20 protein-coding genes are annotated in these 26,950 nt (G+C 53.5%); 6 read left to right on the plus strand and 14 right to left on the minus strand.

Translation table 11 applies throughout. The annotated features are described in order from the left end of the window. Positions 1-3 precede the first annotated feature (3 nt). From ACF8D4_RS01470 to ACF8D4_RS01480, 3 genes are all read right to left on the minus strand, one after another. A complete protein-coding gene (locus tag ACF8D4_RS01470; protein ID WP_044735440.1) occupies positions 4-1,524 on the minus strand; it encodes a flavocytochrome c in 1,521 nt (506 codons plus the stop codon). A gap of 425 nt (positions 1,525-1,949) precedes the next feature. Then, positions 1,950-2,933 (minus strand): MDR family oxidoreductase, encoded by a 984-nt coding sequence (locus tag ACF8D4_RS01475; RefSeq protein ID WP_107005790.1) that lies wholly within the window; start codon positions 2,931-2,933, stop codon positions 1,950-1,952. A gap of 208 nt (positions 2,934-3,141) precedes the next feature. Next, on the minus strand, positions 3,142-4,944 hold the full coding sequence (locus ACF8D4_RS01480; protein WP_144226358.1) for a sigma-54-dependent Fis family transcriptional regulator: 1,803 nt from the start codon (positions 4,942-4,944) through the stop codon (positions 3,142-3,144). 247 nt (positions 4,945-5,191) lie between these two features. Between ACF8D4_RS01480 and ACF8D4_RS01485 the strand changes: the two genes are divergently transcribed. Then, a complete protein-coding gene (locus ACF8D4_RS01485) occupies positions 5,192-6,712 on the plus strand; it encodes an aldehyde dehydrogenase family protein (protein ID WP_071238011.1) in 1,521 nt (506 codons plus the stop codon). A 160-nt stretch (positions 6,713-6,872) separates the two neighbouring features. Here the strand turns inward: ACF8D4_RS01485 and ACF8D4_RS01490 are convergent, their stop codons facing one another. Next, a complete protein-coding gene (locus tag ACF8D4_RS01490) occupies positions 6,873-9,758 on the minus strand; it encodes a TonB-dependent receptor domain-containing protein (protein WP_096142116.1) in 2,886 nt (961 codons plus the stop codon). Between the two features lie 240 nt (positions 9,759-9,998). Between ACF8D4_RS01490 and ACF8D4_RS01495 the strand changes: the two genes are divergently transcribed. Beyond that, positions 9,999-10,463: a tRNA (cytidine(34)-2'-O)-methyltransferase gene (locus tag ACF8D4_RS01495; protein ID WP_025010760.1), complete on the plus strand. Its 465-nt coding sequence runs from the start codon at positions 9,999-10,001 to the stop codon at positions 10,461-10,463. A gap of 1 nt (position 10,464) precedes the next feature. On the opposite strand, the gene ACF8D4_RS01500 is transcribed toward ACF8D4_RS01495, so the two are convergent. Next, complete coding sequence (locus ACF8D4_RS01500; protein WP_044735444.1) at positions 10,465-11,004, minus strand: hypothetical protein; 540 nt, start codon at positions 11,002-11,004, stop codon at positions 10,465-10,467. Further along, complete coding sequence (locus ACF8D4_RS01505) at positions 10,961-11,524, minus strand: hypothetical protein (RefSeq protein ID WP_129979781.1); 564 nt, start codon at positions 11,522-11,524, stop codon at positions 10,961-10,963. The genes ACF8D4_RS01500 and ACF8D4_RS01505 overlap by 44 nt, the downstream gene beginning before the upstream one ends. A 280-nt stretch (positions 11,525-11,804) precedes the next feature. Here ACF8D4_RS01505 and ACF8D4_RS01510 point away from each other — a divergent pair, with 280 nt between their 5' ends. Continuing rightward, positions 11,805-12,782, plus strand: a complete 978-nt coding sequence (locus ACF8D4_RS01510; RefSeq protein ID WP_392464433.1) for a hypothetical protein — start codon at positions 11,805-11,807, stop codon at positions 12,780-12,782. Positions 12,783-12,850: 68 nt separating this feature from the next. On the opposite strand, the gene ACF8D4_RS01515 is transcribed toward ACF8D4_RS01510, so the two are convergent. The 4 genes from ACF8D4_RS01515 to ACF8D4_RS01530 form a co-directional block, all read right to left on the minus strand. Further along, on the minus strand, positions 12,851-14,224 hold the full coding sequence (locus ACF8D4_RS01515; RefSeq protein ID WP_392464443.1) for a M16 family metallopeptidase: 1,374 nt from the start codon (positions 14,222-14,224) through the stop codon (positions 12,851-12,853). A gap of 56 nt (positions 14,225-14,280) precedes the next feature. Then, positions 14,281-15,609, minus strand: a complete 1,329-nt coding sequence (locus ACF8D4_RS01520) for a pitrilysin family protein (protein ID WP_107111404.1) — start codon at positions 15,607-15,609, stop codon at positions 14,281-14,283. A gap of 127 nt (positions 15,610-15,736) precedes the next feature. Continuing rightward, positions 15,737-17,035, minus strand: a complete 1,299-nt coding sequence (locus ACF8D4_RS01525) for an amidohydrolase (protein WP_392464435.1) — start codon at positions 17,033-17,035, stop codon at positions 15,737-15,739. Positions 17,036-17,105: 70 nt separating this feature from the next. Further along, the gene (locus ACF8D4_RS01530) at positions 17,106-17,459 is read right to left on the minus strand and encodes a hypothetical protein (protein WP_025888910.1); all 354 of its coding nucleotides are present in this window, start codon (positions 17,457-17,459) and stop codon (positions 17,106-17,108) included. 212 nt (positions 17,460-17,671) lie between these two features. On the opposite strand from ACF8D4_RS01530, the gene ACF8D4_RS01535 reads away from it, so the two are divergent. Then, complete coding sequence (locus ACF8D4_RS01535) at positions 17,672-19,774, plus strand: putative bifunctional diguanylate cyclase/phosphodiesterase (RefSeq protein WP_392464437.1); 2,103 nt, start codon at positions 17,672-17,674, stop codon at positions 19,772-19,774. 167 nt (positions 19,775-19,941) lie between these two features. Here the strand turns inward: ACF8D4_RS01535 and ACF8D4_RS01540 are convergent, their stop codons facing one another. Next, positions 19,942-20,532 (minus strand): tRNA-uridine aminocarboxypropyltransferase, encoded by a 591-nt coding sequence (locus tag ACF8D4_RS01540; protein ID WP_025010752.1) that lies wholly within the window; start codon positions 20,530-20,532, stop codon positions 19,942-19,944. Positions 20,533-20,714: 182 nt separating this feature from the next. Next, entirely contained in the window at positions 20,715-21,923 is a 1,209-nt protein-coding gene (locus tag ACF8D4_RS01545) for a multidrug effflux MFS transporter (RefSeq protein WP_025010751.1), read from the minus strand. A 113-nt stretch (positions 21,924-22,036) separates the two neighbouring features. Between ACF8D4_RS01545 and ACF8D4_RS01550 the strand changes: the two genes are divergently transcribed. Beyond that, positions 22,037-22,996, plus strand: a complete 960-nt coding sequence (locus ACF8D4_RS01550; protein WP_025888907.1) for a LysR family transcriptional regulator — start codon at positions 22,037-22,039, stop codon at positions 22,994-22,996. A 24-nt stretch (positions 22,997-23,020) separates the two neighbouring features. Here the strand turns inward: ACF8D4_RS01550 and ACF8D4_RS01555 are convergent, their stop codons facing one another. Next, a complete protein-coding gene (locus tag ACF8D4_RS01555) occupies positions 23,021-24,892 on the minus strand; it encodes a methyl-accepting chemotaxis protein (protein WP_392464439.1) in 1,872 nt (623 codons plus the stop codon). A 326-nt stretch (positions 24,893-25,218) separates the two neighbouring features. On the opposite strand from ACF8D4_RS01555, the gene ACF8D4_RS01560 reads away from it, so the two are divergent. Next, the gene (locus ACF8D4_RS01560; protein WP_025010750.1) at positions 25,219-25,518 is read left to right on the plus strand and encodes a hypothetical protein; all 300 of its coding nucleotides are present in this window, start codon (positions 25,219-25,221) and stop codon (positions 25,516-25,518) included. Here ACF8D4_RS01560 and ACF8D4_RS01565 read toward each other — a convergent pair. After that, complete coding sequence (locus ACF8D4_RS01565) at positions 25,515-26,927, minus strand: tetratricopeptide repeat protein (RefSeq protein ID WP_101059620.1); 1,413 nt, start codon at positions 26,925-26,927, stop codon at positions 25,515-25,517. The two genes, ACF8D4_RS01560 and ACF8D4_RS01565, sit on opposite strands and share 4 nt — an antisense overlap. Positions 26,928-26,950 lie beyond the last annotated feature (23 nt).

Raw genomic sequence — 26,950 nt, forward strand, 5'->3', positions numbered from 1 at the left:
AATTCAGGCTTGCATCATGCTGCGGGCCGCAGTCATACCCATCACCATACATTCGGGGATAGAGCAGCTTCCCAGGCGGCTAACGCCATGGATGCCGCCACAGACTTCCCCTGCGGCATAGAGTCCGGCAACCGGCTTACCTGTGAGGCTGTCTTTGACTTCAGCCTTGGTGTTCACCTGGACTCCGCCCTGGCAGTAGTGCACCTTAGGCCACAGACGCACCACAGTGAAAGGCGCTTCAATATACTTATCTTTTGCCTTGGTCATGTTCTTGCCAAACTGCTTGTCTTCACCGCTCTTGACATAACGGTTGTACTCTTCGATTTGTGCCTTAAGCGGTTTCAAAGGCACCTCAAAGTGCTTGGCCAGTGCCTCCAGTGAGTCAAACTTCCATCCCACATTGTATTTGAGCACCTTGGCGGTATTGGGGTGCTGTTTGGAGTCCTTGTAGCTGGTGATCAAGATAGGTGGCAGCGGTTCTCCCTTGGCGTCGCGACAGGCCAACTCGGCATCGGCGCGGGTCTTGCGGTCGGCAATTTCATTCATAAAGCGCTTACCCGTCATGCGGTTAATCGCAATTGAATGAGGGAAGTTGAAAATGGAATAGTTGGAGACATAGCCAAAACCGCCCTCATCGGGAGAGGCCCAGGGCCCGGACTGAATATGTGCCAGATGCACAGGCACAGCGCCGAGACGGAACATCTCCAACATACCTTCACCTGTGGCGCCGGGAGTATTGGTACAACCCACTTCATGGGTCAGAGTCGGATCCTGCGCCATTCGCAGGCCGATATTCTGGGCAAAGCCACCGGTTGCCATCAAGACACCGCGCTTGGACTTGATATACACCAACTTGCCAGAGTCCTCTTCGCCGAAGTAATAACCCTGACGCATCTTCACCCCTTCGACGCGACCATCCTTGCCGAGGACAAAGCCCTCAAACTTGGAGCGGTTATGGGTCTTGACTCCGATACGCTGGCACTCTTTATACAAAGGCTGGGTAATACCTGCGCCGCAACTGACCGCGGTTTGATAAGTACGGGCAACCGAGTGACCACCCAATTGTTGCAGGTAAGGATGGTATTCGGCGCCGGCATCCAGGGTCATCTGCAAGGCTTCCACCGCGTGTGAAGCCACATGACGCAGCAGTTCCTCATCGGCGATACCCCGGCCCGATTTCAACTGATCGGCAACCATCTGTTCTACTGAATCCTTGACACCTTCCTGTTGCTGCATAGGTGTACCCGGTGCGGCGAACAAGCCACCGTTAATGGCAGAGTTACCACCGAAATAAGGCATTTTTTCAAAGATATGCACATCTTTGGCGCCTTTGCGGGTCGCCTCAATGGCCGCTGCCAAACCGGCAAACCCTGAACCGATAATCAGCACTTCAACTTCTTTATCCCAACTCACATCCGTGGCTTTTTCCGATACAGCCAACACGGGAGCAGCCACGGCAACTCCGGCAGCGGCGCCAACGCCCTTAATAAAGTTACGGCGTCCCAGCAGATCTACTTTGCTCATCTGTCATCACCTTTTTCGTTTTAATCGACACTGGCATCTTAGGGATGGAATCAATTCCAAAACGGGAGTTAAGCGTCAGTTGCTTTTTAAACAAAAGGGCAACATTTAAAAATGACATCTGGCTTGGGTTTTAACCGCAAAGCTGGACAAGTGACATTTTTTGGAACGGTTTCCAAACTTCGCCACAGCCCACAAGACAGGCAAGAAATCAGGGGGAAATGAGAGCGACTGATAAACCGCTATGACTTTGGCTCTTTCTCAAACTCAAAAGCTAATCTAAGTCAAAGTTAGCCAAGCACCGACTCAATAAGAGGGAATATCAACAAAAAAGCTGGGTTGGAGCCGTATTGTTGGGGCCTAACTGTATTCAGGACAAGTCACAACAAACTGTTGGGGGCCCAGAGGCCCCCTTTTGTAGGCGAGGATCAGCCGACTTTAATCAGAGTGCGGCCGCTGATTTCACCTTTAACGATTTGCGCTGCGGCCTCGGGTACCTGCTCCAGAGTGATTTCATGGCAAGCCTCTTGATAGTAACTCTCAGGCAACAGAGCCACTATCTGCTCCCAGGCAGCGCGGCGTTTGGCGGCCGGGCACTGCACCGAGTCTATTCCCAGTAGGCTGACGCCACGAAGAATAAAGGGCATTACCGTGGTTGGCAGGGCAAAGCCACCCGCCAGGCCGCAAATCGCGGCAACCCCACCATAATTCAGCTGTGACAATGCGCTGGCCAGCACCTTGTTCCCTACGGTATCCACTACGGCGGCCCAGCGCTGCTTATCCAATGGTCTGGCATCCTGCTCAAGCTCGCTGCGCTCAATTAAATCGCTGGCGCCAAGCTGCTTGAGCCAAGCCGCATTCTGCTCCAGGCGGCCTGTACCGGCGACAACCTTAAAGCCGAGTTTAGCCAGCAGCGTCACGGCCACCGAGCCGACCCCACCACTGGCACCTGTTACCAGCACCTCGCCATCTTCCGGTTTGATCCCAGCTTGCTGCAGCGCTTGTACACACAGCATGGCCGTGAGACCGGCGGTGCCTATCATCATCGACTTGGCGGCTGTGCAACCCAGTGGCATAGGCACCAGCCAGTCACCCTTGACTCTGGCACTCTCGGCCATACCGCCCCAATGATTTTCGCCAACGCCCCAGCCGGTGAGGATAACCTCATCGCCTGGCTCATAATCCGGGTGGGCTGACTCCCGCACCACACCGGCAAAGTCGATACCCGGCACCATGGGGAATTGACGGATAATCTTGCCAAGCCCGGTTACCGCCAGGCCGTCTTTGTAGTTCAGTGAGCTGTAGGCAACATCGACCAGGACATCCCCCTCAGGCAGATCGCTGTCCTCCAATTGGGTTATCTGGGCCTGGGTCCGTTTATCGTTTTGGGTCAATACGAGTGCCTTAAACATGATTACCGCTCCTGCTGTTGAAAATATGGATTCAAGACTAGTGGAAAAACCACCGCCGAGACATCGGATAATTCGCAGAGTGTCGAGGCGTGCAACTCATGGGCTATTTCGAGGCTTGGTTCACATTCAATAATCCCAATCTGTTGCACTGGCCTCAATCATTGACTGTACTACTGCGAGTATATTAACAAAATATCAACATCTAAAACTACTTCAGCGCCAACGCCTTAAGCTTACGGTATAGGGTGTTTCGGCTAATCCCCAAACGGCGTGCCGCTTCACTGACGTTACCATTGCAGGCTAGCCAGGTGTCGCGAATTTGCGTCTGCATTTGGCTGTGCAGATTGTTGCCCGGCGCGGGTGCCAAGCCGGCAATCGCCTCTTCTGCAGTACCCAAGGTCTGCTGCAGGCTCTCAGGCAGCGTTTGCCAGTTGAGTTCAGGGAACTCTTCGGCCATCAAACAGGCTACCTGCATCAGGTTATCCAGCTCCCGTAGGTTTCCCGGCCAATGATATTGCAGCAATCGCTGCTCCAGCACAGGACACAGGCTCTGGGGCCGAACTCGATAGCGCTGGTGCAATTTGTGGATCAGACGCCGCAGGTCGCTTCGCTGGCGCAATGCAGGCAGTGTGACCTGCAAGCCATTGAGCCGGTAATAGAGATCGGCGCGAAAGGCCCCCTGCTGCACCAATGCTGGTAAGTCCATATGAGTGGCGGCAATCACCTGAATGTCGACGCTGTGTGCCTGATTACTGCCAATGGGCACCACCTCGCGCTCCTGCAACACCCTAAGCAAACGGCTCTGGGCCGCCAGGGGCATCTCGCCTATTTCATCCAGAAACAGGGATCCCTGGTGCGCCTGACGTATTTTGCCGACATATCCCTGCCTGGAAGCTCCGGTAAAAGCACCCGCCTGATAACCAAACAGCTCTGATTCCACCAGCTCCGCCGGGATCGCGGCGCAGTTGACCGCCACAAAAGGCTGCTGGTGCCTGGGACTTTGCACATGCAGCTGTTTGACAAACTGCTCCTTGCCCACTCCGGTTTCCCCCAGGATCAGCAAAGGGATATTTCGTGCCAACACCTTACGCGCCTGCTGCCAGGCTTGCTCCAACCTGGGTTCTTTAAAAGCAGCGCTACTTTCTCCGCTCTGGCTTTCTCGGCTCTGGCTCGCTCGAACCACAGGCTTGGTATGTTGAGGCAGCTCCAACGCCTGGGTTCTGAACACCAATCCCTGCTGCAAGCGGCCGCTGCCCCGGCTCAATACCTGAGGGGACAAGGCCTGATGAATTTGGCCCAGGTTGATGCCTTTGAGCAACTGCCTTGCCATAGGGTTGGCGCCCAGCACCCGTCCATCAAGGTCGAGCACCAATACGCCTTGCCAGCCTGAATGCAACAGGGCCTTCTGCGGCGCCAGATCCAATCGAACAGCAGCGCCGGGGAGTCGGCACAATAAGGCCAGCTCCAACTGCTGCGCCAAACTGGACACCAAGATGGCTGTCTTTGGGGTATGGATTTGCTGCTCACTGGTGATATCCAAGGCTCCCAGCAACTCACCGTCCGGGGAAAACAGCGGGCTGGCGGTGCAACTCATAAATCTGTGGCTCTTGATAAAGTGCTGCTCACCGATAACCGAAACACACTGGCGTTCGCTGAGTGCCGCGGCTATGGCATTGGTCCCCTTGTATTGCTCCATCCAGTTGACCCCGGTATCCAGGGCAATATTGGCAAGCTTTTGTGAGTAGCGGCTCACGCCCCAGTGATGCAGCACAAAACCTTGAGGATCCGAGAGGATGAGCCGGCTCTGGGTTCGCCCCATAAGTTGATTGAACAGTGGCAGTGCACTGTGCTCCACGGCTTGCAGCAGCCGGCCATGGCGCTGGCGCCGCTCATCAAGGGCTGCAGTATTGAGCCTGAGTTCATCGGGTATGGCGGCGGGATTGAGCCCGGCCCCCTGGCAACGTTGCCAGGAAGCTGATAACCAGGATTGGGAATGGGTCTTGAGTGTCATAGCCCTGCTCCATTCTGGTACACCTGTGTGTACCTTTTTGCCACAGTTTGCGCGATAGACAACTCGAGTACCCGGCACCACGCCAAGATACAGCAATCGCAAATTTAGTTTTTCATCATACTGTTAGCACAATAAATGAACAAGCAGGCTCACACTGGCCCGGCCTTTGCGTTTACCTGAGCCAAGGCCGCTGTGGCCGAACAGATAAATACAAGAAAAATCTTTCAACAAGACGAGGAAACTCACCATGATTTATGCCCAACCCGGCACTCAGGGTGCCCTGCTGCAGTTCAAGGATAAGTACGACAATTTTATTGGTGGAAAGTGGCTCGCGCCGGTTGGCGGACAATACTTTGATAACCGTACCCCGGTCACCGGCGAAGTCTTCTGTCAGGCCGCCCGCTCTGACGCCCGGGATATCGAGTTGGCGCTGGATGCGGCCCATGCCGCCAAAGAGAGTTGGGGCAAGACTTCAGTCACCGAACGGGCCAATCTGCTACTGCGCATTGCCGATCGAGTAGAGCAGAGGTTGGAGATGCTGGCAGTGGCCGAAACCTGGGAAAACGGTAAGGCGGTCAGGGAAACCCTCAATGCCGACTTACCCCTGTTGGTGGACCACTTCCGTTACTTTGCCGGCTGTATTCGCGCGCAGGAAGGCAGCGCTGCCGATATTGATGCCACCACGGTCAGCTATCACTTTCCCGAACCTTTGGGCGTGGTTGGGCAGATCATTCCCTGGAACTTTCCACTCTTAATGGCGGCCTGGAAGATAGCCCCGGCACTGGCGGCCGGCAACTGTATCGTACTCAAGCCAGCGGAGCAGACACCGGTTTCCATCATGGTACTGCTGGAGCAGATTCAAGATTTGCTGCCTGCCGGGGTGCTTAATGTCGTCAACGGCTTTGGCGCCGAGGCGGGTCAAGCGCTGGCCACCAGCAAACGCATCGCCAAGTTGGCTTTCACGGGTTCAACCGAAGTGGGTTACCACATACTCAAGTGCGCCGCCGAGTCACTAATCCCCTCGACCGTGGAGCTGGGCGGGAAATCCCCCAACATCTATTTCGCCGATGTCCTGGAACAGGAAGACGATTATCTGGATAAGGCGGTCGAAGGCATGTTGCTGGCCTTTTTCAACCAGGGTGAAGTCTGCACCTGTCCCAGCCGGGTACTGATCCAGGAGTCCATCTACGACAAGTTTATCGAGCGGGTCATCGCCAGAGCCCAGAGTATCAAACAGGGAGATCCGCTGGATACCGACACTCAGGTCGGCGCTCAAGCGTCACAGGAGCAGTTTGATAAAATACTCAGCTATCTGGAAATTGGCCGCAATGAAGGCGCCAAAGTACTGCTTGGCGGTCAAGCCAACAATCTGCCGGGCTCCCAGAGTCAGGGCTATTATGTTACCCCGACAATACTCAGTGGCCATAACCGGATGCGGGTATTTCAGGAGGAGATCTTTGGCCCAGTCGTTGCTGTAACCACCTTCAAAGATGAAGCAGAAGCTCTCAGCATTGCCAACGACACTCAGTATGGTTTGGGTGCCGGCGTCTGGACCCGGGATATGAATCGGGCACAGCGGATGGGGCGGGGGATTCAGGCAGGACGGGTCTGGATCAACTGCTATCATGCCTACCCGGCACATGCCGCTTTCGGAGGATACAAGAAGTCAGGTATCGGCCGGGAGACCCACAAAATGATGCTGTCTCACTACCAAAATACCAAGAATCTGCTGGTGAGTTACTCCACCAGTCCCTTGGGTTTCTTCTAATTCGGCGTGTCTACAATCGTAAATAATCGGCCTTCTTAAAGGGCCGATTATAGTAGTCACCTAATTCCAGACAATCACCATCGCCAGGGAATGATGGTTTAGGCAAGACAATAAAAAGTGCCGCATCATAATTGTTGCAGCACTTTTTTCACTTTCCGAATTAGAACTTGATGTTCACACCGGCAAAGAAACGACGTCCAACAAGATCGTAGCTAGGATCTGCGGTATAGCCAGGAGGCACCGCATCAAATAGGTTACGAATACCGCCTCGTACCACTATATTATCTGAAATATAATAAGTGGCTGACAGATCATGGGTCGTCATTGAACCGATATGACTGATATCCACATCTTCTGGAGAACCACCATTAGGTGATACGTCATACAATACAACACTATCTATATAACGAGTCGCCCAACTTACAGTCAAATCTTCCCACTTATAGCTTGCGCTAAAGCGGAACTGCAGCTCAGGATCACCTACTTCACCTTTCTCATCGTTGATCTCATCAGGACGATCCTGGAATTCGAATAATTCAAGTTCCAACAGACGATCTCCCAAGAGGTTCATACTCAACTCGCCAGGTCCCACATCTAAAGCATAGCTCGCCTGGAACTCGAGGCCACGAGTGTTGTAAGCCGCAGCGTTCAAATAACCCGAACGAACCAAAGTAATATCATTGGTAACTGGGTCACGATCGATTTGAGAACAATACCCGGCATCTGGACCGCCAGTCGCATCAACACAGTTATCGGCCACATCTTGTGCGGCAACAAAGGTGATAGCGTCTTTGATCTCAATATCATAGTAATCGACAGAGAAGGATAATCTATCTACGAAACTAGGCTGCCAAACAATTCCTCCGGTTTTAGAAGTAGATTGTTCAGACTTCAGATCGGGATTACCGCCGGAAAGCAAATCAACGCTGACATTATCATTGGCCTGGAAGCCTGGTGGAATCCCCAATGCTGCACAGTTGGCGGCACGATCCGGATCATCAGTGATATTGTCTGCATCACAAGGATCTGCTACTCGAGCAAAACCTGGAGATACCGGGTCAAAAGCTTCACCTATGTTTGGAGCTCGAATTGCTTCACCATAAGTGGCTCGTACTCGTAACTCTTCAATAGGTGCATAGATAGCACCCACCTTCCAAGCTTCTGCGTTACCGGCATGGGAATAATCGGCCTTACGGTAAGCGCCATCTATCGATAACTCATTGGCAAAAGCTAAGTCCTTCAACAGAGGTACATTCACTTCCAGGAAGTACTCAGTTACATCATACTCGCCATATGAGTCAGGTGTCGCAGCATTAGTCAGGAAACCAGCTTTGGTAAACTCGTCAGTAATGGACTCTGAAGTTTCTTCGCGATATTCAAAGCCCACCACCAAATCGATAGGTCCGCCCTGCAATTCAAACAGTTCGCTGGAATCTGTGACTAAGGAACCACCGATGACTTCCTGAGTGATTTTATCCTCACGAGTGACGTCTGCAGAAACCCAGTCTCTGGCAGCTTCAGACGCCTGACCAAGCCCGAATGGATTGTAAGCCACACAACCACCACTATTCACAGTTGCTGGGTCTTCATAATCAGGGCCCTGAGCACTTGGTAATTGACTACGACAAACAGCTTCTCCAGATACAGGATCTATCACTGAGTCAACCGCAGCATAGAGGTTCCCTTCAATCAAGTCATTCAAAGTTCTGCGACGGTTGTTTGTCTCACCGTATACATAGTAGATCTCGTAATCAAATGGTGTCTTACTCAATTCAAAGCCACCTTTGAAACCACCAACAAAGCGGAAGGTTTCGCGGCGATTGTCTGCAGAACGGTTGCCGAGTTCATCAAAGAACTTGGCCATAGACACAACATCTTGACCAGAAGCCAGTAAGCTCTGCCTCAAATCCTCATCAATGAACGCATTATCTGCCACATTGATATCTATGTCTCCAAAGAGGAAAGACGGTTGAAACTGTTGGGTAATATCAGCTTTCACATATTTGAAGTCACTGAAAAATTGAATATTGTCAGTAATTTGATAGTTAAAGGTAGAACCAACCGTAATACGTTCTACCCCAGGTATATAGTTTTCATAATCTTCGGTATTGAAACAGTATTCACATCCATCGGGGAAATTACCAAACGCAAAGCTGTTATCACCTTGACGATCTGGCTGCCTTACTGGATTACCATCATTATCAAAAGCCCAGCGGTCACCACCGAACGGGTTAATAACGCCGTTAGAGCTGATCATTTCTGAGTAAACCTTAGGTACCCGCAGTCGATCAGGGATACCATCTTCTTCACCCGTGTTATCTGGATTAACAATAGTTCCCCAAGAATCAAACTGGCGAATAGCTTCTGACATCACTTCCTTAGTACGGTCATAACCCGCATAGAAGGTGACGTTCCCTTTACCATCCGCAATATCTGCACCACCCAAGATACTGAAAGTATGGTACTCGGTGCCGACGCCTTCGGTTGAGTTCCCCGCAGATGCGTCAAATTCAAACCCTTCATAGTTATCCTTCAGGATAACATTGATAACACCGGAAACAGCATCAGAACCATAAATGGCGGAGGCTCCACCAGTGATTATTTCAACCCGCTCAATTAATCCAGAGGGGATTGTTGATAGATCCACTTGAGCAGAACCAGGAGCACCAGCAACGTGACGCTTACCATTGACCAACACCAAGGTACGGTTAGCCCCCAAGCGACGCAAGTCAGCGGAACTCAGACCAGCATTCTCATTGCTGTTATTGTTACCAATAATAGTGTCAGTAGCACCAACGGCAGGCAATTCTGCAAGAATACTCGCCAAATCGGTATTACCAAACTTGGCTATTTCATCAGCACCTAAACTAACTATTGGAGTCGGTTGGCTCAACTCCGGTTTTGCGATACGAGAACCTGTAACCGCAATCTTTTCAATCTGAGAGCTGTCATCCTGTTCTTCTGCGTAAACTGGAACGGTACTTAAGGCAACGCCCAAGGCCAGAGCCAGTTTAACTGACGAAGCCAGCTTTGAATTGTTAAACATATCCCTCTCCCTTTACTTTATAGTCTTATTTATCAACAATAATTAACTGTTGAGCAACAAAAAATATACTAACATAAATCCAAATAAACAATAACAACACATCACAATTAGTAAAAAATGTTGAATACCAAACCGTTTAAGAAGGAAAGTTAAGAGAAATGGTGTTGCAAAAGTAACTGAAAGCCTCATCTGCAGGGAGTATAATGCCGTCCTTTACACACGCTGATGGATGGTAAACCCGTGTTCCACATCGCCCTCTATGAACCCGAAATCGCCCCCAATACCGGCAACATTATCCGTCTCTGCGCCAACAACGGCTGCGAGCTACACCTGATAGAGCCTTTGGGTTTTGATCTGGAAGAGAAAAAACTGCGCCGGGCCGGGCTGGATTATGGCGATCTGACCCGAGTAAACCGTTACCCGGATTTCCCGCACTTTCTCGCAGCCATGGCGGGCAAACGCATTTTGGCTTGCACTACCAAGGGCAGCCGGCCACATTCTGAGCTCGAGTATCGGCAAGGTGATGTGCTCTTGTTTGGCCCAGAGAGCCGCGGCCTGCCTCAGGAAATATTGCAAAGCATTGCTGCAGAGCACAGACTGAGGATCCCTATGGTGCCCTCCAGCCGCAGCCTGAACCTTTCCAATGCAGTGGCTATCATCAGCTATGAAGCATGGCGTCAACAAGGTTTCAGCGGCGCTAAATAAATCAGCGATGTTGCAGTGAGATGGCTCTGTAGGTTTGATAGCTATCCGAGTCCTCATCCAAATAGTGCAAATTCTGGCGCCAGAGCCAGCCGTCATTGTCGGCTTCGAATAGCAGTTGGATCAGCGCCGGGCGTCCGCCGGACTGCCCTTCACCCAGCAGGGAAAATCCGCTGCCCTGGTGGTAAAGGGTGAAAGATTGAAAGCGTTCTTCGGTCACACCGTCAAAGTACCAGAGCCCCACGCTGGGGTCTTGGTCTCTGAACCACCAGGTTTCACTCAGGGGATGGCGTGCCCCTTCACTGACGCTGAGTAACAACTGACGCTTGTCTTTACTGCAGATGGCATCCAGGCTGAGTTGCTTCGGTGTTTGTCCGCTTTGGGCGCCATCCCCCTGCCAATGGCCATTGAGCGCTTCACAGAATTGGCTAAAGGAGGCCTTGCCAGCCCAGGCGGGTTGCCAGGCCAAGGCCAGGGAAATAATAAACAGGCGTAGAAAATCAGAAGAGTTCGATATCGTTGTTGTTTTGCTTGAGATGTTCATCTTGATACTGGCTCAAAGCCTCGTGTAGTGGCATTCCCTGCAGCACAAGATCAAACATTTTGCGTTCACAGTCCAGCGAGTATGTCGACTTAATCGTACGCTGTAACATTTTCCAGGCATGTTCCGAGGTGCGACTATGCTCATCCCGCAGAACTTCTTCAGTCAGCGCCAGCCCGGTCACCACATGGTTGAGCCTTTGTGACAGACGATCATAGAACTGAAAAGCCACTATGCCTTCATTGACCTTACCGGCCAGATGGCGGCCATGATCGCAGATCTCGGCCGGAGTATTCTCCTGAGTTTCCAACCAAGCATTCACCTCACGCAATTGCTCCGCCATGTCGGTAAACAGACTCCCTAAACCGGTGACATTGTGTTCACCGTCAGTCAGGGTCAACTCTATCTGAGCTATCGACAACAACAAGAGTTTTACCGTTTCCGAAATATGCAGCCATTGGGCCGAATCGAGTGAATCCAGAGTCGTGGGCGTTTCGAGCTGCTTGTTATCTGTCATGGTCATGGGGATCTCTGTGGCTGAGTGGCAGGCATAAAGAAGTTTAGGACATAAAACGCCTTTTGCCTCTTACCTGGCGCGGCCGGCAAACGGCAACCCGGTGTCGTGACTATGCGTTAGTACCCGGGGCGTTAGTGCCCAACTCCGCCAAATCCCACAGTCGAACCGCACCTGGCTCAGAACAAAGTTTCCCGATAAACAAGCCGATAAATTTCTGTTTTCGTAGCAGATCTATTGCACAGTTTCTGCGACAATCAATGCCAATGCTGTTATTGCCGGAGATCTCATGCACAGACTCAAGAGCCGTATCATCAGAGAGTGGGATTTCAACCACAAAGGCTGGTTGCTGGAGGCCGCACGCTTCCTGGCACCGCAGTTATTGGCGCTGACTCTGTGGGACGAGTCAGAGCGTAAGCCGCTGCTGGCCATTTGGCCTACCGAGGCGGACTCCCCCAGCTTGCTGCTGGATCTCACCCAATTTAAGGGGCATCCCCAGGTCTGTCTCTGGCATCAACAACTCACCTTGGTGGATGAAACCGGGCTCTGGATCTGGGATTCACTGACAGAAGATAAGGCGCAGCACTACCCCTTTGCCAATCCGGATGTGCTTTCCATGACTGTGGAGCAGCAACACTTCCACTTTCTGCCATTGCAGCTTTGCCCGCTGGATGACAATCAACTGCTGCTGCGAATGAGTTCCCCCAATACCCGTAAGGGCCGAGCCATTTCCTGGTTATTTATCAAGGATGATCAGTGTCACTTGGTCAACAGATACAAGGAGCCGGACGAACCTGAGCTCACCGCCTTAAAGCCGGGCAGCCCACACTGGCTGGAAGAGATCCAGGTCTGTGACAGGCAAATTTTCTGCCTCTGTCAGGGGCAGTCTGCAGCGGACAGTCAAGAGACAATATTGGCAGAGTACAGATATGGCCTGCCGGACAGCCTATTTGGCAAGCTTTCCAAAATGCTCGGCAGTGGTCAGGAAAAAGATCTGCTCTTGCAATCGTCTCGCCTTCTGGCGCCCGGCAGCGCCCGTTTCAGCAATTGTGGGACACAGCTGTGGTTAAGAACCAAGGGCAACAATCGCTTCGAGTGTCATCCACTGGCCGATGATCAAAGCGCCTTTGAACTGGCACTAACCCAGGTTCAAAGTCTCGGTGACATCAAACCGGCCAAGGCTCAGGTCAGCTTTATGGATGACAGGCTGTTTGTCGTGAACGACAAACGCAGGCTGAACTTGTGTGAAGTTCAAGCCCCAAAGTAACAGCGCGTATGCAGAATGATATAAAAAGCCACCTCAATTGAGGTGGCTGTCTAATTAAGTTGGCCGGGTTAACCGCCGAAACCGACATCCTTGATATCGACCCGGGTCACCTCGCCATACTTGGCCGCTATCGGGGCTATCTTGTCGCCGCTGCCAATCAGCACCATCTGCAACTTATCCTTGGGGAAGTAGCTATCGACCAACTGCTTGGTCTGCGCCAGAGTCAGTCCATCCACCCGTTGCTGGAATTGATTGATATAGGACTCATCAAAACCGTACAAGTACATGTCTGACAGCAGACCAGCCAACTGGCCACTGGTTTCAAACTTGGGCGGGAACTGGCCTTTGACGTAGGCCTTGGCCGAATCCAGAGTCTGCTGATCTATCCCTTTCTGCCACAGGCGACTGTAGGTCTTGAGTGCCAAGTCAATGGCTTCCTCTGTAGTAGCCGACTTGGTGAAAGTACTGATCATAAACACCCCTGAGTCACGATAGGGAACGAAACCCGAGCGCGCGCCATAGGTCAAACCGGCATTCACCCTCAGCTCATCGTTGAGCCAGGAGGTAAAACGGCCACCGAGTATGGTATTGACCACAGTCAGGCCCACATAGTCAGGGTTATCCTGAGTCACACCCAGGCCACCTATGGTGAAGGTGGTCTCTATCGCGTCCGACTTATCCACCAGCAAGACTCGGCTGGCAGACAGAGTCGGCAGCCCCTGCTTGAGGTCGACGGCACGCAGCGATTCGCTGTTGCTCCATTGACCGAATGCCGCTTGCAGCTTGGCCTTCATCTGCGCCGGATCGAAATCGCCCACCACGCTGATAGCGGTATTGGCCGGTTGATAGTAGCCCTTGTGGAAGGCTCTCAGCTGGTTGACCGTCAACTGGGACACAGACTCGCTGGTTCCCGAAGTGGCATTGCCATAAGGATGCTGACCGAAGACCAGCTTGTTGAAGTAGCGCCCAATCACGGACTTGGGACTCTCTTTCTCCTGCGCCAGCTCGGCGACTCTGCGGCTCTTGAGTTTATCAAACTCGGTGGCATCAAAGTCGGGACGGGTCAGCACATCGGCAAACAATCCCAGCATGGTATCGGCATCTTTGGCCATAAAATCGGCGCTGAGGTAACTGCCCTCACGGCCGGCATCGGCATTCAGACTGGCACCGAGAAAGTCCACCTCCTGCTCTATGCTGGCCTTGGTGCGACCGGCGGCGCCGAGCAACAAGCCCTGAGCCGTCACCTCTGCCACACCGGCTGTGGTGTCATTGACGCTGCCGACTTTCACCACGGCATTCAGGGTGATCAACGGCACCTCTTTCTGCGGCATCAGCATCAGCGTCAGGCCGTTATCCAGAGTGACTCTTTCATATGTTGGCAGTACAAAGTGGCCGGTATCCTGGCTCACCTTCACCTGGGTAGACTGACAACCAGAAACCATCAAGGCTGCGGCAATGGCCACGGCGCCCAGAGAGGCCTTGAGAGAAAAAACCTTGCTCATTGATCCGCCTCCTCTTGTGCAGCCAGTACCCCCACAGTGCGGTTGGCCCGGCGCAGGTATGTTTCTGCCACCCTTTGAATGTCGGCCACTGTGACCTGGTTATAGGCATCCGGTGCCTGGAACAGCTTGTCGAAGCTACCGAAATAAAGTTCGTAGGTGCCCAGGGTGTTGGCCTTGCCATTGATGGTTTCCATACTGCGATAGAAATCCATCAGCTTGATATTTTTGGCTTTTGCCAACTCTTCAACCTTAACGCCGTCACGGGCAATACGGTTGACCTCTTCGATCAATGCCTGCTCCAGAGTGGTGGCGCTGACACCTGGGGCCGCCACCCCAAGGATGTACAACAGGTTGGGGTCAAAAGACATGGGCATATAAGTCTCGGCGGCAATCGCCAACTGCTTGTCCACCAAAGCCTTGTAGAGGCGCGAGCTGTTGCCTTCACTCAGAATCGAGGTCAGCAGATCCAGCGCGTAATAGTCTTTATTGGTGGTGGCCGGTACGTGATAGGCCAGCATGATATTAGGCGTGCTGACAGACTCTTTCTTGACGAAGACCCGTCGTTCCCCTTTTTGCAGCGGCTCGACTGTCTTCACCGCCTTGGGTGGCTCTTGCGCCGGGATAGGGCCAAAGTAACGCTGGGCCAGACGCTTGACCTCAGCCAGCTTAACGTCACCGGCAATCACCACAACCGCATTGTTGGGGGCATAGTAGGTCTTGTGATACTGCACCAGATCTTCCAAGGTCCAGGCCGCAATATCAGATTCATGGCCAATCACAGACCAGCTATAGGGATGCGCCCTGAAGGCCACACCTTTTACCTCTTCCTGCAGGGTACGCCAGTTGGAATTTTCCAGCCCTGTGGTACGCTCGGAGGCAACTACGCCGCGCTCACTCTCTACCATCTCGGCATTGATATCCAGCGCCGCAATCCGATCGGCTTCCAGATCAAAAATAGTTTCCAGAGCATTGGAAGGGAACCAGTCGGTATAAACGGTCACGTTTTCAGTAGTGTAGGCGTTATTGGCGCCACCGGCCGCTTCCATGGTGCGGTCAAACATCTTAGGGCCGTATTTCTTGGAGCCATTGAACATCATATGCTCGAAGAAGTGGGAGATCCCTGTGATCCCGGGCACCTCGTTGCGTGAACCCACCTTCCAAAACAGATACATGTTGGCATTGGGAATGGATGAATCCTCCAATACCATGATTTTCATGCCGTTATTCAGGGTAAAACTCTGAATATCTTCGGCCGTGGTCGCCTGTGTTGTCGCCGCACCAAGAAGGCTGGCTGACATCAGCAGGGCGGTCAGCGTACGCTTCATTGGGTCGCTCCTTGGCTGATTGCTGATTTCAAAAGATCCAATATCGGGTAAAAAAGCACTGTAAATCAAGTAACAAGTGATACGGAATTGTCAGATTTTGTAAGCAAAATGCTTTATCCCGTACGGTTTATTTGCCGCTTAAGCTGGTGAGTGCCAGTGTGGTCAACGCCTCTACCCCCGTCTTGAACGCTGCTTCATCGGCATAGAAATAGGGGGAGTGATTGCTGGCCGCCGTTGCCGGGTCAGTCCCCTCAGGAGTTACCCCAAGAAAGAAGAAAACCCCCGGGGTTTCTTGCGCGTAGAAAGCAAAGTCCTCAGCCCCTGTGATAAGCCCGGGTTCCACCAGCCTCCCCTTGCCGACCACTTGCTCCAGCAAGGGCCTGACTTCGGCCACCAATTCAGCACTGTTCACCAGCACAGGATAGCCTTGGACTATCTCTGTCTTCGCCTCAGTGCCATTGGCTTGCGCTATCAATTCGGCGGTCTTGCTCAGTTGCTGTTTGATATTGGCCCGGCTCGGCTGATCAAAGGTTCTGATGGTGCCGATAAGCTCAACCTCATCGGGAATGATATTCGAACGTATCCCGCCGTTGATGGCACCAAAGCTCAATACTGCGGGGCCGGCAGTCAAATCAGTGCGGCGGCTGATAATAGTTTGCGAGGCACTGACAATTTGTGCCGCGGCCACTATGGGGTCGGCGCCATTCCAGGGACGGGAGCCATGGGTTTGACGTCCTTTAACCTGGATACTGAAAGAGTCTTCACTGGCCATGGTTGGCCCGGCTCTGAGCCCTATCATGCCTGTTGGGAGATTCGAGGTTACATGCAGCCCAAAAACACGTTCGGGTTTGGCGGCAAACAGCCCCTGCTTCAGCATCAACTCGGCGCCGCCTTCTTCCCCTTCAGGCGCTCCCTCCTCCGCCGGTTGGAAAATAAACATCACCTCACCATGAAGCTGAGATCGCAAGTTGCTCAGGGCTTCGGCCACCCCCATCAAGATAGCCACGTGGGTATCGTGACCACAGGCATGCATGACACCCACCTCTTGCCCACGGTAGTCGGCCTTAATCTTGGAGGCAAAGGGAAGATCCACGGCTTCAGTAACAGGTAAGGCGTCCATGTCGGCCCGAAGAGCGATCAAGGGCCCGGAATAATCGCCCTTGAGCAAGGCAACGACACCGGTATGAGCCACACCCGTCTGTACTTCCAATCCCAAAGATTGCAGGTGCTCACTGACCTTGGCGGCCGTGCGAAACTCACGGTTGGACAACTCAGGGTGCCTATGCAGATCCCGCCGCCATTCAATCACTTTTGGCTCCAACTTGGCGGCTTGCTGCTGCGCCAGCACATTAGGGTCGGCTGCGAATACGGCAAATGGCAACAACAAGACGGGAAGCAGGCTCAGTCCCGAGACAAAAGATTTCATAACATCTCCCTGTTAGTCTGAATGGTTTGGACGGCAAGCACTTTAACTTGGGGGCTGAAATACAGCTGGCTTAAGGTTCTATCTGCTTCTGTTTCAGCTTCTTCATCTTGGGCTCTTCGATTTTGCGCTCTTTGGCCGCCGCCTCTTTGGCTTCCTGCAAATATTTCTGTTCCCGCTGCGCCCTCTCATCAAACTGTTTACTGGCTTTTAGCCTTTGCTCCTCCTGCCATTCACCGGATTGCTGGCGTTTGAGCACCTTCTGTTCCCGCTCGGCAGTTTCCTTGGCTGCGGCCCTGGCTTTTTCCAGTTGTTCCTGCTCCAGACGCCGGGCATCTTCACTGGCTTTTTCACTCAGTTGAGTCAAATCGGCCGCACTCACGCCAAAGGCCAGCAGCCAACTCAGTAACAGTATTAATCTCGCCATAATTCACTCCTGCATGAGAGAGAACAAAAATCCATCTTCCAAGGACTATCACACATTTTTTCACCAGTTTGACCGATAATGAACATTTTTAGCAACAAAACGAAATTTTGATTGAGCCACAGAGTAGATCTGTTTAGTTTTAAAACCAAAGGATTGAAGTATTGACAAAGGGAAGTGGTTCTCAGCGGGAGAACGACAAGGGAGTATCCTGGATGATCCGATGGACACAACTGCTGCAGAGTCTGGTGGCCGACACAAAGCTTGGCCCCCAGTTGCAACTCTGGCGCAGCGATCCTCACTCAACACCTCTGGCACTGTTCAGAGGGAGTAAAATTTTCGCAGCCAACCAGGCCGCGCTGGATTACTTCGCCTGTGTCCACCAGGAAATTCTCGATGCCACTCTCTATGACTTTGCCCCCAGATTGCAATTGGGCGGCCAGAGCAGCATAGAGTTGGCGAAAAAACTACTGCAGGCCGCTACGGCTAAGCCCCAGGTGCAGGAGTGGCTGCATCTCAATCGCCACGGCAAAGAACTGCCAACCCGCCTCTACCTGGAACCCGTCAGAATAGACAGTAACAGGATGATCCTGGTGCGTTTCGAAGCCTTGGATCGTCGCCTGGGCCCCAGAGGTGAAGCTCAGGACGTATTTGGCTTGCTGCCCCGCAGCGTATTGGCGGGCATTCTTGAAGAAAGTGCCGAAGCCGTAGTCATCAGTGATACCTCGGGCAAAATCCTCGCAGTCAATCGGGCCCTCTGCCGCCTTTGCGGTTTCGGCCAGGCACAATTGATAGGCCAGCAACTGCAGATCCTCGAAACCGCAAACGACCCCAAACAGAGAGAATGCCGCGCCGCCTTGGCGCAGCGGGACTTCTGGCAGGGCGAGGTCAGCCATACCCGAGTCGATGGCAGTCACTTTCCCGCCTGGCAGAGCAGTCGCAGGTTACAGACCGAATCCGGTTGTTATCTGGTCACCATCTTCAGCGATATCAGCGAGCGCAAGCAACTGGAGTCTCGCCTGACAGAACAAGCCATGTTCGACATGCTCACCGGACTTCCCAATCGTCGTCATATGAAGCGCAAACTGCGCCAGGCCCTCAGCGCCAGTCGCGAAGCAGCCAACCAAGGAAAACCAACCACAGGTGCCTTGATGTTTCTCGACCTCAACGGCTTCAAACATGTCAACGACAGCTTTGGCCACTCCATGGGTGACAGAATACTGCAATTGGTCGCCGCCAGGCTGGAAGCCGGTTGCATAGAGAGAGCCGACATCGCCCGCATGGGCGGTGATGAATTTACCTTGGTGTTACAGCATTGCCGCGACAGAGAAGATATCTACCGTTTCGCGCAGCAGATATTGGCCCTGTTCGAGACGCCGTTTGAGTTGGAAGGACAGAAATTCTACCTGGGTACCAGTATAGGTATCAGCCTGTTTGGCGACCGGGAGATAGATCCCTCCGAGCTGCTGAGCCAGGCCGACACCGCCATGTACAGTGCCAAACGCAGCGCCAGTCATATCAATTTCTATGACAGCTCCATGAGTGAGGCCGCCGAACATAAACTCAAATTGCTCGGCGATCTGCGTCATGCCTTGGGGCTGGGGCAACTGAGCCTGTTTTACCAACCCATAGTCAGGCTCAAGGATAACCGCATGGCCGGCGCCGAAGCACTGCTGCGCTGGCACAAGAGTCCACACGAACTACTGGAAGCGGCCGATTTCGTGCCTTTGCTGGAAGAAACCGGTCTAATAGTCACTGTCGGCAACTGGGTGTTGGAGCAAGCCTGCCGGCAACTGGCGCTTTGGCGGCAACAGGACAACGACTTTATTATTTCGGTCAACGTGTCGCCGCTGCAACTGGAGCACCTGGACTTTTACCAGCAGGTAAAATCGGCGCTGCAACATCATCAGCTTCCCGCCGAAGCACTGATTTTGGAGATCACAGAATCGGCACTGCTGGGCCATCCACGCCAGGCCAAACAAACCCTCAAACAACTCAGGGAGCTGGGGGTCAGAATCGTCCTCGATGATTTCGGTACCGGGCTGTCATCACTGAGCCGTTTAGGCAGCCTGCCCCTGGATGGGCTGAAAATTGCCGGTGAATTTGCCGAACAGCTGGAGCATCAGAAAGGCAAACGTCTGTGTCAGGCCATAGTGCAGCTGTCACAGGCACTGGAGCTCAAGTTTGTTGCCGAGGGAATAGAAACGGCCGATCAAAATGATATGGTGCGGCAGATGGGTGACGGGCTGGCACAGGGGTTCTTTTTCGGTTATCCCTTGCATCCAGAACAGTTTGCCCTGGCACATTTTCAGCTTTAGTCAGCGGAGTGAACAGGACTGCCGGCAACAGAGTCATTCTGCTACCACTCCCCTGCAAAAGCGGTAAGCCGACAGTCCCACTCCATCATCAGGGATGATGTACGCTAATTAAAACCGGATTAGCTTATAAATGTCGTGATCTACACGAAATTTTCGCTACCGCTTACTCAATACCGCTCCCGCACCTTGGCCGGCATCCGTCGCAGCCGCTGCGCCACCAGCTCAGCCAGTAACCCATGCATAGGCGCCACATCCAGCCCAGGCTCCAACTGAGACAGGGCCGCTGCTGCCGCCTCGAGTGTCGACAGGCTATCGCTGCGGCTGGCCTTGCGAATGCGATACGCTGTCGGCGCCGTCAGTGACAAATGCTTTTGGGGCAAGGCCTGTAACCAAGGGTTAAGTCGATACATTTTCAAGGTCTTACGCCAGGTGCCATCCAGCAGGATAAGCCGTACCGCTTCAGATGATTCAGCCGCCTGTAATAGCTGACTCTCATCAGAGGGATAGAGTAAGAAAGTCGGCATGCTATTCCTTGTCAGTTCGGCTCTCAGCTCGGCAAAGTCCGCCTCGGTTTCGCCCACTACCACTCTGGTGCTCGGCACCGCCAACTGCAATAAACGCACGCTGTTCTTGGCATGTTCCACCTCGGAGGGATGCTGCAATACCAACAGCCGGCTGCGTGGAGATATAGCAGACACGGCCCCGCAAACACAGGCCGTTTGCGGGTAACCACATTGTTCACAGTAAGGGCGCGACATAGGTCTTCTCTATCAGAGATTCAACACTTTTAAGACTGCGGACCTACCACAGCGCCAGCTATGGTAACACAACCCCTGCCAGCAACCGGCATTGCCCCCATGCACCACCCTGGCACTAAAAAAATGCCCGCGGCAGCGGTCAACTGCAACGGGCCAAGGGTGATGCTTAAATCTGTTAAAACTCAGTGATGCGCAAACTGCTGCTCCTGATGCCAGGCATTGAAACGACGCTGGGCCATGATCAGCAGCAGCACCATAGACAGGCTGCCCATCACCAGGGTCACGGCGAATGGCGCACTGAGGTCGGTTTGCTGCACCAGACCGGCCAGTAAAGAGGCGCCGCTCATCTGAATACAACCGAGCAAGGCTGCCGCAGTACCGGCACGCTCTCCGAAGGCCGCCAACGCCATACTGGTTGCCGGACCCAACAGGAAGGCGAATCCGACACACAGCAACATCATGGGCAACATAAAGCTCATGGCGGCAGCCATACCTTGTTGAGGGCCATAGATCTGCAGCACAGGTTGCATCGCGGCAGAAGCCAGCAGCAACCAGAGCGAAAACACAACGGTCGCGCGATTTCCAAGGCGTTTGGTGACCATGGGGGCGGCAAAGCAGGCAATAATGTTCACCAAGGCGTTGAGTCCAAACAGGCCACTGAATGCCAGCTCTGACATACCCAAATGATCAATCAGCCACACAGGTGCGTAGGAAACATAGCTCAATATTGAGGCCATACCGGCCATGCAACAGAAGGCATAAAACAGGAAGTGGCGTTCGGCCAATACAGGCTGATAGCGACCCCAGCGGTACAGCGGCCCACTGCTGACGGTATTCTGCGGCCGGGTTTCTGGAAAACGCATACTCACCAACAGCAGGATCACCAAGCCGTAAACAGCCATCAGTCCAAAGGTTGAACGCCAACCGAATTGCATCGCCATCACGCCACCAAGCGTTGGCGCCAGTGCGGGGATGACGCAAATCGCGCCGTTGAGATAGCTGTAGATACGGGAACTTTCAGCCGGTGCGTAACAGTCACGCACTGCACTGAAGACGACAATAGAAGTGGAGCAAGCTGCCAACCCCTGCAATACCCTGGCAATCTGTAACCATTCGAACTCCATGGCAACCACAGCCAACAGCGCACTGAGCACATAGAGAGAAATCCCCCCCAATGCCACAGGCCTGCGGCCAAATCTGTCAGCCAAAGGGCCTATGAGGATCTGCCCTACCCCCATGGCGAACAGGAAAAGCACCAGAGTAGACTGGACTTCGCCGGCACTGACGCCATATTCAATCGCCATAGTCGGCAAAGAGGGCAAGTAGATATCGATAGCCAGTGGGCTTAACAGCACCATGGCCATCAGCATAGGCAGGAGGTTTTTTGCCATAGGTTGTCGTTCAATCCTGAGTGAAAACTGAGATGGGGCACATTCTAATGAACTGGTGGTATGAAAAGAAATGATATAATCTCACAACATAATTTCCTCTGAGGAATATCAGGGTGAATCTGGATAATCTGGCCCGTATCGACCTCAACCTGTTGGTCATGTTGCAGGTGCTGCTGGAAGAGCGCAGCGTGACCCGCGCCGCCAATCGGCTGCACCTGAGTCAATCTGCATTGAGCAAGAGCCTCAACCGCCTGCGCGACATGTTGGGCGATCCTTTGTTTCAGCGCACCGCCCACGGCCTCAAGCCGACGGCTCACGCCGAACAGTTAGCGCAACATCTGCCTATCGCCTTACAGAGTCTGCATCAACTGACCCAACCTCCCGTGTTTACCCCGGCCAGCAGCAACCGGCAGTTTTCGCTCACCATGGTAGAAAGCGCCTATGAAACTCTGCTGCCCAGTTTTATCGGTCGCTTGCTCAGCAACGCCCCTAATGTCAGGCTCGACTCCTATGTCTGGACCGAAAAATCCATGCAGGCACTGCAGCAGGGGCAGATAGATTTGGGAATTTCGGGAAGGGATCTGCAGCCCAGCTCCAGCTTTCACTTCAGCCAGTTGCCGGAAGGGATCCTGTACCAAACTCTGTTTCAGGATCATCAAGTGTGTCTGGTGCGCGAAGGGCACCCGGCGCTTCAAGCTCAAAAGAACAAGGTCTGGGATCTGGCAGCCTACCTGGCGCTACCCCATGTACAGGTGCGTTGTGAGGGTAATGATTGGTGGGCACTGGACTACTTTCTGGCGGATCTCGGTCATCATCGCCGCCTCAGTGCTACAGTGCCCGACTTCTACGGTGCTGCCAGTATTTGCGCTCACAGTGACTTGGTGTTTACCCTGCCCTCCAGTTTTGCACTGCACGCCTGCAAGCTTTACTCGCTGCAGCAATTGCCACTGCCGATAGACTTTATGCCCATGGCTTATGTGTTGCTCTGGCATGAGCGCAATAATGACGACCCAGGCCACCGCTGGATGCGGCAGCTGATAGGTGACAGCATGAGTAGTAAAAAGACCGCCTGAGCAGCGGTCTTGAGTTAAACGTGATTAGAGCACGAAGGTCGCGACCTTGGCATTGAGATCGGTCGCACGCACCTTGAGCGCCTTGGCGTGCTCAAGGTCGTCCATGGCGGTGGTGGTGATCTCATCGGTAACGTCCTTGATGGCCGTGGTGTTTTGGGTAATCTCCCCCGTTACCTGAGTCTGCTCTTCCGCCGCCGTGGCTATCTGCCCGGCCATATCGGATATCTGCGCCACTGCAACGGCTATCTCTTCCAGCGCCTTACTGGCCTCTTCGGCATCGCCGACACTGCGGCCTGCCATCTGGCGGCTGTTTTCCATGGAGGCTACCGCCCTGGCGGTGGTTTGCTGCAATGCCTCTATGGTGTCGTGGATTTCGGAGGCCGAATCCTGAGTACGCTGAGACAGAACCCTCACTTCATCGGCCACCACGGCAAAGCCGCGCCCTTGTTCGCCGGCGCGTGCAGCCTCGATGGCGGCATTCAACGCCAACAGATTGGTCTGTTCGGCCACCCCTTGAATTGCGGTGAGAATACCGCTGATAGCCTGGGCATGACGATTGAGCTCATTGATCACTTCGGTGGTTTGGCCTACTTCCTCAGCCAATGAATGTATCGAGTCTCGGGTCTGCAGTACCAGACTCTTACCCTGCTGCGAGCTGCAGGAAGATTGCTGCGCTGCAGTAGCGGTCAACTCGGCGTTGGCGGCAATCTCCTGAGTGGCACTGGCCATCTCGGTAACTGCGGTAGCCACCATGGTTACTTCCTGCTGCTGCCTTTGCAGCTCAACAACCGAGCTCTGGGTAGTATTCAACCCCCGCTCGGCATCCAGATCCAGTTCGGCCGCCAACTGACGTATATGGCTTATCAGTTGATGCTGGGCCGAGACAAAGCGGTTAAAGTTGTCGGCCAGCTCGGCCACTTCATCATTGCTGTCGACAGTGATCCTTTGGGTCAGATCGCCATTGCCGTCGGCAATCCGTGCCAGCGCCTGGGATACCCGCCCAAGCGGAGCCAACAAGAGTCCGAGAAACCAAGAGATAGCCGCCGTGCTCACCAGCAGCACAAGCGCCGCCAAGCCAACCTGGGTCCAAAGCAATTTGCCGAGCGGTGCTTCAAGCGTTGCCTTATCCAGCAGCAGCAAGAGCTGCCAGTCGGTATCCGGAATAGCCGTTGCCCAAACAAGTTTATCCCGACCATCGGCATCAAAATACAGGGATTGCAACTGCGCCGTTTTTTGAATGTTGGCCAGAATGCCTGCACCGAGACCATCATCAATTTCGGCAACCGGACGCATCGCCTTGCTGCCATCCTTATAAGCGATTACGGTACCGTCGTTATGCATCATGATGGCAAAACCCGCCGCCGGGATCGCCATGCTGTTGACCTCGGCCACCAGAGTATCAATTGCCAAGTCGCCACCTATCACCCCTTTGGCGGTTGGCTGCGCCAAAGAGACCACCTGAATACCATAGCCGCTGTCGATATAGGGTTTGGTGATAATGGCCCGGCCTTTGGCCATGGCATCCTGGTACCAGGGACGGCTGCGGGGATCATAATGACTGTTGTCCACGCTGGGATCGGCATCCTGCATTTTGCCATCACTGCCACCGAAGTAGACAGACTCCAGCTTGCCGGCCGCCCTGGCCTGCTGCAGTGCAGGCACAAAGTCATCACTTATATATTCCTGCAAGGATGAAACCACGTTGGTGCGAATCGCCAACCACTCGGTGACACGCTGTGCCTGCATATCACCAATACGCTTTAACTCTTGCTGGCTGGCTTGCAACAGTTGTGTTTTTTGAGTGCTGTAGCTTTGCCAGGAAAGCAGAGCCACAACCAGAGTCAATGCCAGTACCACACACACCAGCAACTTGTGTTTCAATGAGCGGAGTTTCATCTTCAGCGGGGTCCGATATTTGAGAAAAGGCCGGCAACCATCGGAGTAGCGACCTACAGCTTTGTCGAAATGATCGCATATTCTGCTGATTTGACTGAGTGATAGTTCACAATTAGTTGAAAAACAGGTCAAAATTGCAACAAAAACTCTGGCTTTTGGGTTTTAAACCACAGTTGATGAATAATTATTTATTCGGGGAACTCCTGCCTCTTAACGCTTTCTTAATAAAGTCGTATTAAACATGATGAATAATGAAGCAGATTTAACGTGACCTGAGCCAGGGATGGGGTCACACTTGGACCCAAGCAAAGACCGGAGGAAGAAAGATGTACCGACAATTTGCGCAGAGTCAGCCACTCAATCCCAGAACCTTGGCGGGAGCATTGCTGAGTCTCAGTGCCTTTAGCCTGGCACTCTTGCTTATGCCCCTGGTGTTGATCCTGGCGGCGACTACACTCCTGTGTTTGAGCCTGTTTGGCCGCAGCTATTTGAAACGCCAGTTGGCCAGCATTCACCAATGCCGCCAAAGAGGCAGACAAAGAGATCTCTACGACCTGGATCCCAACCTGTGCCGGGATTCAGGCTTGAGCCCAAGGGGCCGTATCATAGAGCACGAACCGGACTAATCGGCGAGCAGTTCCTGTGCCCGTTTCAGGGCACGCCGCTCATCTGCCGATTGGCTCAGCTGCAATACATTCTCAACCTGTTGTTGCAGTGACTGCCACAAGGGGCCTATCACCTCCAGTTCACGCTCATCGGCGCGCTCTCGCGCCAGACGCAACCAAGCAACAGCCTCCACTACGTCTATACGTCCAAGGCAACCATCGGTCAGGGCTATCGCCAATTCAATCATGGCGGTCACACTGTGGCCATAGCGGATAACCTGTCTTAAATAACTTTCGGCCTGAGACAGATCCGAGCCAAATGCGGTGTCATCGTTGAGCATATGCTGCGCCCGCGCCAACATGGCATCCAGCTGTCCCTGCTCTGCCGCTTCGGCCAACCATTGTTCACTGGCACCAGGGTCGGCTTCACAGCCTTCGCCACGGGCCAACATCAGGGCAAGGTGGTATTGAGCGTGGGGATCCCCGGCTCTGGCCGCCCGGGTTATGTGTTCAAAGGCTTGTTGCAGCTCGCCGCGTTGATAACAGAGCACCCCGAGATTGGCCATGGCCTCAGATTGTTCGTTGGCGGCAGCAGCACTGAGGAAACGTTCTGCCTCGATTTCATCTTTAGCCAGCTCACCACTGCCCACCAGATAGAAGTAGCCCAAGAGCGCCATAGCATCGGTCACGCCGGCCTCAGCGGCTTGGCGAATAGCCTGCTGTCCGGTAGCAAGATCAACATCACCACTGTAGCCATGAATAAGGGCCACTCCGTGTTCAAACAACGCCTTGGGTTCAGTTGGCGCCGCCTCGGCAAACCAGTGTGCCGCCTTGGCCAGCATTCGCGCCGAGTCACCCGTGAGCGGTTCGTCGGCCTTATCTTGCAGGGCCTGTTCCTGGCCACGGGCAATCAGGGCTCGATTCTTGAGCGCCATACCCAGCAGATATTGCGCCTCGGCATCATCCTCCATCACGGCCCGATAGCAGAGCTCGCGTCCGGCCTGCAGATCAAAGTCATCGAAGTGGTACTCTGGTGCTTCCCGGCCCTTCAGCCTGGGGTAGGCCAGTTCCATCAGTTTCAACAGATCGCCGATGGCCTTTTTGGCCAGTTGCAGCAGTTGCGTTTCTGTGAGGTGGAACTTTTCCGGATGGGCGCCGCGGTTGCCATCGGCCCTCAGCCTATGCAGCGCCCGGGTGATGCGCACATCGATCAGCCGCTGGCGATTGAGCTGTTCGATACGATCATAAAGGTTGGGGCTGTCAAAACTGAGCTTGGCCGGTGCGGCCAACAGCTCAGTCAATCTGTGGGCAAAGCTGCGAACATGCAGCAGTGCCTGGGTTGGCACGTCCTGCACATAGCGCTTGGCAGTCCGGTATTCCCGGGCCAAGTCTTCCGACACACTGGCTATAAAGGCAACATCATCCAGCACAGTCTGACCTCACAGAGCCGCTT

The sequence above is a fragment of the Shewanella sp. YQ_9 genome, assembly GCF_043103185.1.
Lineage (GTDB): Bacteria > Pseudomonadota > Gammaproteobacteria > Enterobacterales > Shewanellaceae > Shewanella > Shewanella algae.